Annotated in this window: 8 protein-coding genes and 1 tRNA gene; 8 read left to right on the top strand and 1 reads right to left on the bottom strand. The window is 64.6% G+C overall.

The window, feature by feature from the left end; all coding sequences use genetic code 11:
* Nucleotides 1-273 precede the first annotated feature (273 nt).
* Nucleotides 274-357 (bottom strand) — tRNA-Leu (locus tag QP802_RS10910).
* Between the two features lie 137 nt (nt 358-494).
* Between QP802_RS10910 and QP802_RS10915 the strand changes: the two genes are divergently transcribed.
* Genes QP802_RS10915 through crgA form a run of 8 tightly spaced genes read left to right on the top strand, consistent with a single transcriptional unit; the run spans nt 495 to nt 9957 of the window.
* On the top strand, nt 495-1400 hold the full coding sequence (locus QP802_RS10915; RefSeq protein WP_070479048.1) for a DUF3662 and FHA domain-containing protein: 906 nt from the start codon (nt 495-497) through the stop codon (nt 1398-1400).
* A 28-nt stretch (nt 1401-1428) separates the two neighbouring features.
* Entirely contained in the window at nt 1429-1884 is a 456-nt protein-coding gene (locus QP802_RS10920; RefSeq protein WP_284818853.1) for an FHA domain-containing protein FhaB/FipA, read from the top strand.
* Nucleotides 1881-3269 (top strand): PP2C family protein-serine/threonine phosphatase, encoded by a 1389-nt coding sequence (locus QP802_RS10925; RefSeq protein WP_284818845.1) that lies wholly within the window; start codon nt 1881-1883, stop codon nt 3267-3269. The genes QP802_RS10920 and QP802_RS10925 overlap by 4 nt, the downstream gene beginning before the upstream one ends.
* 2 nt (nt 3270-3271) lie before the next feature.
* Nucleotides 3272-4624, top strand: a complete 1353-nt coding sequence (locus QP802_RS10930; protein WP_256022114.1) for an FtsW/RodA/SpoVE family cell cycle protein — start codon at nt 3272-3274, stop codon at nt 4622-4624.
* A complete protein-coding gene (locus tag QP802_RS10935) occupies nt 4621-6078 on the top strand; it encodes a penicillin-binding transpeptidase domain-containing protein (protein WP_284818848.1) in 1458 nt (485 codons plus the stop codon). The genes QP802_RS10930 and QP802_RS10935 overlap by 4 nt, the downstream gene beginning before the upstream one ends.
* A complete protein-coding gene (locus QP802_RS10940; RefSeq protein ID WP_284818850.1) occupies nt 6075-7604 on the top strand; it encodes a serine/threonine-protein kinase in 1530 nt (509 codons plus the stop codon). The genes QP802_RS10935 and QP802_RS10940 overlap by 4 nt, the downstream gene beginning before the upstream one ends.
* A complete protein-coding gene (gene pknB, locus QP802_RS10945; protein ID WP_284818852.1) occupies nt 7605-9635 on the top strand; it encodes a Stk1 family PASTA domain-containing Ser/Thr kinase in 2031 nt (676 codons plus the stop codon).
* Between the two features lie 52 nt (nt 9636-9687).
* Nucleotides 9688-9957 (top strand): cell division protein CrgA, encoded by a 270-nt coding sequence (crgA, locus tag QP802_RS10950; protein WP_070363346.1) that lies wholly within the window; start codon nt 9688-9690, stop codon nt 9955-9957.
* Nucleotides 9958-10106: the final 149 nt, after the last annotated feature.

The following is a 10106-nucleotide window of genomic DNA, read 5'->3' on the forward strand; positions in this document are numbered from 1 at the left end:
GCTGGACGCAGCTAAACACACACAAAATGTCCCTTATCGCGACACGCCGTAAAAACACACAAAATGTCCCTTAAGCCGACATGGCTGGGTAGTACGGCCATAACCCCAGCACAACACCCACGGCCCATTCATCCCGAGCCCCGAAAAAGCACACATATTGTCGCTTAAGTCGACACGCCGAGAAAAGCACACATTTTGTCGCTTAACCCCCTTAACCCGGAGGCAGCCCAAGCACAAAAAGAACCGGCCCTCGAAAGAGAGCCGGTCCGGTTGTGCCCGGGGGGGGACTTGAACCCCCACGTTCTTGCGAACACTGGCACCTGAAGCCAGCGCGTCTGCCAATTCCGCCACCCGGGCGGGCACTGGAACAATATAACACCCTTACATAGAGAAGTGCCAAATCGGCACGTCATGGGGCATAAAGGTGTTTCACGCTAGGTTGTGTCGGAATGCGCACCTATACTAACGAGGTTAAAGAAAGGAGGTGCATGCGGATGGGAGTCATGGATCGATTGGCAAAGCTGGACAGTTCGTTGCAGCGTGGCCTGGATAATTCGATGGCGGCGCTGTTTGGCGGCAAGGTGGTTCCGGCTGAGATCGAGGAGCTGCTGAAGCAGGAGGCGCAAGACTCTGTTGTGGTGACTGACCATGATGAGTTTGTGGTGCCGAATGTGTTCGCGGTGGGTGTTTCTTCGAAAGATTTGGAGAACTTGTCGCAGGAGCGTGACCTGCCGGTGCACCTCGCGGAACAACTGACGCGGTATGTGCGCAATCAGGGCTGGTTCTTTGATGGGCCGGCGGTTGTGCGGATCGCGGAGGAGTCAGGGCTGCGTACGGGCCAGTTGCGGGTCAGTTCTTATATTGATCCGCAGCCGGAGGTCGCGAGTGGGTTTGATGCCATTGTGGCGGAGCCTACGAAGCGGTCGAAGGGCGGTAGGCACCGTCATGCGGCAAACCGGGATCAGGAGGATCACATGCATGAGCCAAATACGATGACGCCGGTGGAGGGTGGCGAAGCGACTGTGAGCTTGCTGTTGCAGGACGGGTCGTCGCGCACGTACCTGGTGCATGAGGGCTCGAATATTTTGGGCCGGTCGAATGATGCGGATTTCCGTCTGCCGGACACGGGTGTGTCCAGGCAGCATGCGGAGATTACGTGGGATGGCCAGGTTGCGGTGTTGGTCGATTTGCAGTCGACGAACGGCACGACGGTCAATGATGAGCCCGTGGAGAACTGGATGCTTGCCGACGGTGACGTGATCACCCTCGGGCACTCCCACATCGAGGTGCGCATCGTGGAGCCGAGGGCATCGACCCCGGCGACGCCGGACCCGGAGGAGGGCGCGCCGCGCTACACGGATGCGGCGTCGCACCCGCAGACAGAATTTTTCCAGGCCTAACAAGCCCTGACTTGAAGGAGCTCCTTTGTTGGATTCCGCGGTGATCCTGAGCGCACGCTTCGGGCTGCTCGCGCTGCTCTGGCTGTTCATTCTGCTGGTGTTGTGGGTGCAGCGGAAGAATGTGCGTGAGGTGGGTGGAGCTGGGCGTCGACAAGTGAAGCAGGCGGGGAAACCGCTTGTGTCGCGTGAGAAGGTCCGGCAGATTGCGGTCGTTGAGGGGCCGCTGCAGGGCTCGCACATGGAGATTGCGAGTGTGGAGCATGTGACGCTGGGCCGCTCGCCGGACAATGATTTCCAGCTTGGGGATGACTTTGCGTCTTCGCGGCACGCGCGACTGTTCCGCCGCGGCAGCGACTGGTTCGTTGAGGACCTGGACTCCCGCAACGGCACCTTTGTGCAGGGCATGCGCATTGACCAGCCGGAGCGGGTGTCGGTGGGGACGAATATCAAGATGGGGCGCACGATTGTGAGGTTGATGCCATGACGCTGCGGTTGAATTACGTGGCGGCATCGGACAAGGGTCTGGTGCGTGGAAACAATGAGGACTCCGCCTACGCGGGCCCGCACCTGCTGCTGCTTGCGGACGGGATGGGTGGCCACGCGGCGGGCGAGGTTGCCTCGCAGTTGATGGTCAGCCACATGGAGCACCTCGACCGGGACCCGGGGGACGCCGACATGTTGGCGCTGCTCGGGGCGGCTGCGGATGATGCGAACGCGACGATTGAGCGTTCGGTGGCGCAGCACCCGGAGCAGGAGGGCATGGGCACGACGCTGACGGCGTTGATGTTCAACGGCGCGGAGTTCGGCCTCATTCACGTGGGCGATTCCCGCGGGTATTTGCTTCGCGACGGCCAGCTTCGCCAGATCACCGAGGACGACACGTTCGTGCAGTCGCTGGTCAACGAGGGGAAGCTGGACCCGGAGGACGTGTCGAGCCACCCGCAGAAGTCGTTGATTTTGAAGGCGTACACGGGCAACCCGGTGGAGCCGCACCTGGAGATGGTGGAGGTTCGCGCGGGGGATCGTGTGTTGTTGTGCTCGGATGGCTTGTCGGATCCGGTGACGGCGTCGACGATTGGGGAGGCGCTTGGTCAGGGCACCCCGTCGGTGGCGGCGCAGCGGCTGATTGAGTTGGCGCTGCGTTCGGGTGGGCCGGACAACATCACGGTGGTCATCGCTGATGTTGTGGAGGTCAAAGACGGCGAGGAGCACCCCGACTTGCCGACGTCCCCCGCGCTGGCGGGCGCGTTGGCGCCGGAGTTCGAGTCGACGCACCCGGACTCCTCGGCGTCTCGTGCGGCGGCGTTGATGCGCAAGTCGGAGACGATTCCGCCGAACCATGATCGTGAGGGCGGCCGTGATGGGTCGCAGCCCGGCGCGAGTGACGCGTCGGCGGACGAGGAGGATGACCAGCGGTTTCGCCGCAAGGTGAACATTTGGCCGTGGGTGCTGTCCGCGTTGGTGATTGTGCTGATGTTGTCGCTGGCGGCGGTGCTGTGGACGAACGATAGGCTCAACGACCGCTATTTTTTAGGCACCGACGGCAACGACGGCCACTTCGCTATTGAGCGGGCCGTCGGGACGTCGTTGTTTACGGAGCCGCGCCGCGAGGTGATTCAGCGGGCGTGCATTAATGAGCAGAACAAGTTGCAGATTGTGTCGTCGAACTCGGTGCCGCAGGACTGCGTGATCTTCGGTATCAATGACCTGCCGGAGAGCCAGCTGAACACCGTGGAGAACTTCAGGGGCGGCACGTATGACGACGTGCTGGGGATCCTGAACCGGTTGGCTGGTGAGGCGTTGCCGGTGTGCGTCGATAATGATGCGGCGAAGGACGCCCCGCAGGGCGCGTGCCGGGAGGTGAAGTAGCGATGTCTCGTGTGTTTCGGCGTGCGAAGGAGCTGTTCCTGCTGCTGTGCTCGGCGGGGTTGCTGCTGCTGATGCTGTTTGGACTGGAGCTGAGCCAGGGCCGCACGATGTCGACGGAGATGTTCTACCTGGTCGGCGGGTTCGTGGGCGTCTACGCGATTGCCCACGTTGCGATTTCACTGGCGGCGCCGCACGCGGACCAGCTGCTGCTGCCGCTGGTCTCGCTGCTCAACGCGATTGGTCTGGTGGTGATTTACCGCCTGGACCTGGCGGAACGCGCTGGCTACCCGCCGCTCGCGGAGCGGCAGGTGATGTGGTCCCTGGTGGGTGTGGTGCTGATGGTGTGCACGCTTGTGATCGTGCGCGACCATAAGGCGCTGGCCCGCTACTCCTACCTGCTTGGCCTGCTCGGCCTGGTGCTATTGGCGTTGCCGCTGGTGTGGCCGCAGCCGCCGGGGTTCGCGGATGCGCGGATCTGGATCTGGCTGGGCCCGTTCTCGATCCAGCCGGGTGAGTTCTCGAAGATCCTGCTGCTGGTGTTCTTCGCCCAGCTGCTGGCGCAAAAGCGCGCCCTGTTCACGGTGGCGGGCAAGACGCTGCTGGGGATGAGCTTCCCGCGCCTGCGCGACCTGGCACCGATTTTGGCGGTGTGGGCGATCGCGATTGCGATCATGGCGGTGTCGAACGACTTCGGCCCGGCCCTCCTGCTCTTCGCCACGGTGTTGGGCATGGTGTACTTCGCCACGGGGCGTACGTCGTGGTTGGTCATCGGTGCTGGGCTGGTGGCTGTTGGCGGGTACACGGTGTACCAGGTCAGTGAGAAGATCCAGGACCGCGTCGCCAACTTCATGGACCCGCTGGCCAACTTTGACACCACGGGCTACCAGCCGTCGCAGGCGCTGTTCGGCCTGTCCTGGGGTGGGCTGACCGGCACCGGGTTGGGCTACGGCCACCCAGAGATGGTGCCGGTGGCGCACTCGGACTACATCCTGGCGGCGATTGGTGAGGAGCTCGGGCTCGTGGGTGTGGCCAGCGTGCTGTGCCTGTTCGCCATCTTCATTACCCGCGGCTACTCGGCGGCGCTGCAGGTCAGTGACACGTTCGGCAAGTTGTTGGCCGCAGGCTTAGCGACGACCATCGCTATCCAAATCTTCGTGGTCGCCGGAGGGATCTCCGCGATGCTGCCCATGACGGGCCTGACCACGCCGTTTATGTCCGCTGGTGGCTCGTCGATCATGGCGAACTACGTACTGCTGGCGCTGCTGCTGCGGATCTCGAACGCGGCGAACAAGCCAGCGGAGTTTGATGCTTCGGCGATGGGTGCCCAGGCACCGGAGGCGGTGAGCGCACGATGAACAAATCCATTCGCTTAGGCGCGGGCATTGCCCTGCTGCTGATTGTGGCGCTGCTGGTGAACTTCACCGTGGTGCAGGGCTTCCGCGAGGAGAAGTACGCGCAGAGCCCACTGAACTCGCGCACTGTGGTGGAGCTGCGCCAGATCAATCGCGGCCAGATCAGTGCCGGCGGGCAGGTGCTGGCGGAGTCCCACCCGCTCGAGGACGGCTCCTACCAGCGCACGTACCCGAACATGCCGTGGTCCTTTGCGCCGGTGCTCGGCTATGTGTCGGACCAGTACGGCACCTCCCAGATCGAGGCCGGCTACAACGGGCAACTGACCGGGGCGGGCTCCGGCAAGTCCTCCCGCTTCCTGCGCACCGGTCTGGAGCAGGACGTGGTGGGCAACTCGGTCGAGCTGAGTATCGACCCGCACCTGCAGGCCCTGGCCTACGAGCAGCTTTCGAACCGCAACTACGAGGGCGCGATTGTGGCGCTGCGCCCGTCGACAGGCCAGGTGCTGGCGATGGCATCGACGCCGTCGTACGACCCGAACGCGATCTCCAACCCTGACACCGCCGAGGGCGCCTGGGCCGAGGTGAACAACAACCCCGGCAAGCCGCTGCTCAACCACGCGACGCAGGACCAGCTGCCGCCGGGGTCGATCTTCAAGATCGTCACCACCGTCGCCGGGCTGCGCAACGGCTACACGCCGGATTCCCCGCTGACGGGCGCGCCGTCCATCACCCTGCCGGGCACATCCGTGCCCCTGACCAACTACGCGGGCCAGGCCTGCGCCGGCGGCGGCCAGGTGCCGCTGCGCACCGCGTTCGCACTGTCCTGCAACACGGCGTTCGTGCAGATGGGCATGGCCGTCGGCGCTGACGCGCTGCGTGAGGCCGCCCACGGATTCGGCATCGGCGAGCAGTACGACCTCGGCATGCCCAACGCCACCGGCTCGCTCGGCGACCTGCCCGGCGACGCCGAACTTGGGCAGTCCGCGATCGGGCAGCGCGACGTCACCATGACCGCGCTGCAGGCCGCCGTCATGGCGGGCACCGTCGCCAACGAGGGCCGCCGTATGGCGCCGTACGTGGTCAACCGCGTACTCAGCCCCGACCTGCGCGAAATCGAAACCACCAAACCCCGCATGCTTTCCGACTCCATCAAACCCGAGGAAGCAAACACCATCAAGGACCTCATGTTCGGCTCCGAGCGCGACACCTGGGGCTACGACGGCAACGGCTTCGCCTCCAAGACCGGCACCGCCGAGCACGCCGAAGGCGCAGCGCCGCACACCTGGTACGTCGCCTTTGACCCGGTGAAGGATGTGGCGGTGGGGGTCGTCGTCAAGAATGGTGGCGGCCTGGGCACCGGGGCGACCGGCGGGCAAGTCTCCGCACCACTCGGGCGCGCGGTGCTCTACGCGGCACCCGCAGCGCCAGCTGATGAGGAAGGAACCAACGCGCGATGAACTACGAAAACAAAGACGAACTACAGAAGCTCATCGGTCCCGACTACCAGCTGCAATGGATCATCGGGCACGGCGGCATGTCCACCGTCTGGCTTGCCGACGACGTCCGCCACGAACGCGAAGTAGCCCTCAAAGTACTGCGGCCGGAATTCACCGCGAACCAGGAGTTCCTCACCCGCTTCCGCAACGAGGCCAACTCGGCGGAGGGGATCAACTCCCCCAACGTGGTCGCCACGTATGACTACCGCGAGGTGAAGACCGACGGCGGGTTCCCCATGTGCTTCATCGCCATGGAATACATCCGCGGCGAATCCCTCGCCGACCTCATCGCGCGCGAAGGCCAACTCAAGGAAGACATGGCCCTTGACGTGCTGGAGCAGGCCGCGCACGGCCTCGCCGTCATCCACCGCATGGGGCTGGTGCACCGCGACATCAAACCCGGCAACCTCATGATCACCCAGAACGGGCAGATCAAGATCACGGACTTCGGCATCGCGAAGGCGGCGGCGGCCGTGCCGCTGACGCGCACCGGGATGGTCGTGGGCACCGCCCAGTACGTCTCCCCCGAGCAGGCCCAAGGCAAGAAGGTCACGGCGGCGTCCGACGTGTACTCGCTCGGCGTGGTCGGCTACGAGATGCTCGCCGGGAAACGCCCATTCACCGGGGACTCCTCCGTGTCGGTGGCGCTGGCGCACGTGTCCGCCGAGCCGCCCGCGCTCCCCATCAGTGTGAGCGCCCCGGCGCGCGAACTCATCGAGATCGCCCTGCGCAAAACGCCAACCCAGCGCTTCCGGGACGGCAACGAGATGCAGCTGGCCGTCGAACAAGTCCGCCAGGGGATGCGCCCGACGCAGCCCGGCGGCGACACGGCCGTCATCGCCATCGAGCCCTCCCCGACCGCGTCCACCCAGATGCTCGCCGACATGTCCCGGCCGACCACGGCCCGGCCCGCCGCGCCACGGCGCCGCCCGCCCGTGCCACCGCAGGCCCCGGCGCGCGCAGCGATGCCTGCGCGCCCGGCGCCGGCTGACGTTGCTAACACTGGCGCTGGTCAGCGGCGCAGCACCGCCGGCTACTGGGTCGGCATCGTGCTCGGCGTGATCACCCTCGCCGTCATCGGCGGCGTGGCCTGGGCATTCAACAACGGCACCCTCGGCGGCAGCACCCCGAGCAGCACCGCCCCACGCCAAAGCGTGGTCACCCAAACCACCACCGTGGAAACCGAACCGACCTACGAGGAACCCGTCGAAGAGCCGACCACGCACGCCCCCGACACGCCCACTGAACACAGCAAGCCCAGTAGGCACAGCAGCGCCCCGGCCACGCTCACCATCGAGGACGAAACGCCAACGCAGCCAACCCACACCCGCTCTTCGGTGCCGGAGCAGCGGCCGACGGAGGGGACGTCGATAAATAATGAGGCGCCCACGACGCAGGCACCCAGCGAAAGCCCGGTTGGTGGGGAAATCGGCAATGGTGAACTAGACTTGCACAATCTGCCAAACATCCTCGGAGGAAATGCGTAAATGACAACGATCGCTAACCGATACGAACTCGGCGCCGTCATCGGCACCGGGGGCATGAGCGACGTCTACGCAGCCACCGACACCGTGCTTGGCCGCGACGTCGCCGTCAAAATGCTCAAAATCGACATGGCGCGCGACGAAAACTTCCGCGAACGCTTCCGCAAAGAAGCCCAAAACTCGGCGCGGCTCAACCACACCAACATCGTCGCCGTCTACGACACCGGCACCGAAGAAGTCTCAGGTGTCGACGTCCCTTTCATCGTCATGGAACGCGTCACCGGGCAAAACCTCCGCGACCTCGTGCGCGCCGACGGCCCCTTAAGCCCCCAGAAGGCCGCCGCGTTCCTGCTGCCCGTCACGCACGCGCTCCAAGCCAGCCACGACGCCGGCATCATCCACCGCGACATCAAACCCGCCAACATCATGATCACCAACACCGGCGAGGTGAAGGTGATGGACTTCGGCATCGCCCGCGCACTGGATGACTCCACCTCCGCCATGACGCAAACCTCTGCCGTCATCGGCACCGCGCAGTACCTCTCCCCCGAGCAGGCCCGCGGCAAAGCTGCCGACGCCCGCTCCGACATCTACGCCCTCGGCTGCGTCATGTACGAAGCCGTCACCGGCAAACCACCATTCGAAGGCGAATCCCCCTTCGCCGTCGCCTACCAACACGTCCAGGAAGACCCCATCCCGCCAAGCGAGCGCGTCCCCGCCGACCGCGAACTGACCCCCAACGAGGCCGTCAACCTGGACAGCGTCATCCTCACCGCGATGGCCAAGCACCCGGCGGACCGCTACCAAACCGCCACCGAAATGGGCGAAGACCTGGCACTCCTCAAGCGCGGCGCCGTGACCAACGCCGCCCGCAGCCACCTCGCCGCCCCCGAACCCGAACCCGTCGACCCCTCCGATGATGCCACCATGGTCTCCGAAACCGTCCAGGGCAACGCGCCGCGCCGCGCCCCGCGCCCGGACAGCCGACCCGTCGGGCAGCTGCCGGAGAAAGCTGGCGCCGGAGCAGTCGGCGCTGGGGCTGCTGGACGCTACGCCGCCCACCGCCGCGAACACGAAACCACCACCCCAACCTGGATGAAGTGGCTGGCAATCGGCCTCGGCGCCGCCATCATCGGCGCCTCCGGCTGGCTCGCCTACTCCTACTTCTCCCCCAACAGCGGAGAGACCCACAAGTCCTCCCAGATGGTCATCATCCCGGACCTCGCCGACAAACCACGCGCAGAAGCCGTCGCCGAACTCGAAAACCTCGGCTTCCAGGTTGCCGTCTCCGACGAGCCCAGCCCCGACATCAAGCGCGGCAACGTCATCGACACCAACCCGATCGCCGGGTCCGAACTCCAGCACGGCACACTCGTCACCGTCACCGTCTCCTCGGGGCGCGAGCTTACCGACGTCCCCGACGTCACCAACATGGACGCCCAAGAAGCCGCAAAGGTCCTCGAAGACGCCGACCTGGAACTGAATGCGGAGCTGCGTCGAGAAGCCAGCGAAGACGTGCCGAAGGGCGAGATCATCAGCCAGCACCCCGCAGCCGGCACCCAGATCTCCAAGGGATCCAAGGTGACCGTCACGGTGTCCGACGGCCCCGAAATGGTCCAGGTACCGTCGCTGTCCGGCGTCAACGTCAACCAAGCGTCCGCCACCCTCGGCTCCATGGGGCTCCAAGTCACCGTGAACAAGGTCGACTCCGAACGCCCAGACGGCGAAGTCATCGCAGTCGCCGGCGAAAACACCGAGGTAGCCAAGGGCACCACCGTCGAAGTGCGCGTCTCCAACGGCATGCTCATGACCATGCCGAACATCACCCGCATGAAACCCGCCGACGCCGACAAAGCGCTACGCGACGCCGGCTGGAGCGGACGCCTCGTCGAAGGTCCAACCGTCCCGACCGGCGCCCTCGTGGACAACGGCCTCATCGGACACCAAGAAGTCAACGCGGGCGACACCGTCCGACGCGACGCCGCCATCGGCTACAACCTCTGGCAGTTCACCGCCGAACGCCTGATAAGGTAAAAACCCTGATAGCTGGAAAAGCCACCGCACTTGCTTGTAAAGGACTGACATAATGCCAAAGGCAAAAATCACCAAGGACCACCGCCCCGTATCAACCCCAACTGGCGTGTCCCGCACCCCGGTCAAGATCAACACCGGCGGCACCCCGATCTGGTACAAGACCATCATGTTTGGCCTGATGCTGCTCGGCCTCGGCTGGATTATCTTCTACTACATCGCCGGCGACCAGCTGACGTTCCTTGCGGAGCTCGGCCCGTGGAACTACGGCATCGGCTTCGCAGGCATGATCCTCGGCCTGCTCATGACCATGGGGTGGCGCTAGCCCCTGGCGTTTTCCCGGGATTTTTCGTAGATGGTAGTAACAGGATTGTAGTAATCCCGATTTTGGGCTCCCATGGGGCTGCGGATGTTTTGTTGGAGTGCATCACGAGGGACTTTGTCTCGTAGTTATGCACTCAGCGCCTGTCTATG

Origin of the sequence: Corynebacterium sp. UMB10119B (assembly GCF_030228125.1) — a bacterium.
Taxonomy (GTDB): domain Bacteria; phylum Actinomycetota; class Actinomycetes; order Mycobacteriales; family Mycobacteriaceae; genus Corynebacterium; species Corynebacterium pseudogenitalium.

Excerpts from the sequence above, each read along its gene's own strand:
- QP802_RS10935 (WP_284818848.1), top strand. The coding sequence starts at position 4,621 with ATGAACAAATCCATTCGCTTAGGCGCGGGCATTGCCCTGCTGCTGATT.
- crgA (WP_070363346.1), top strand. The coding sequence starts at position 9,688 with ATGCCAAAGGCAAAAATCACCAAGGACCACCGCCCCGTATCAACCCCA.
- QP802_RS10940 (WP_284818850.1), top strand. The coding sequence starts at position 6,075 with ATGAACTACGAAAACAAAGACGAACTACAGAAGCTCATCGGTCCCGAC.
- pknB (WP_284818852.1), top strand. The coding sequence starts at position 7,605 with ATGACAACGATCGCTAACCGATACGAACTCGGCGCCGTCATCGGCACC.
- QP802_RS10930 (WP_256022114.1), top strand. The coding sequence starts at position 3,272 with ATGTCTCGTGTGTTTCGGCGTGCGAAGGAGCTGTTCCTGCTGCTGTGC.
- QP802_RS10925 (WP_284818845.1), top strand. The coding sequence starts at position 1,881 with ATGACGCTGCGGTTGAATTACGTGGCGGCATCGGACAAGGGTCTGGTG.
- QP802_RS10915 (WP_070479048.1), top strand. The coding sequence starts at position 495 with ATGGGAGTCATGGATCGATTGGCAAAGCTGGACAGTTCGTTGCAGCGT.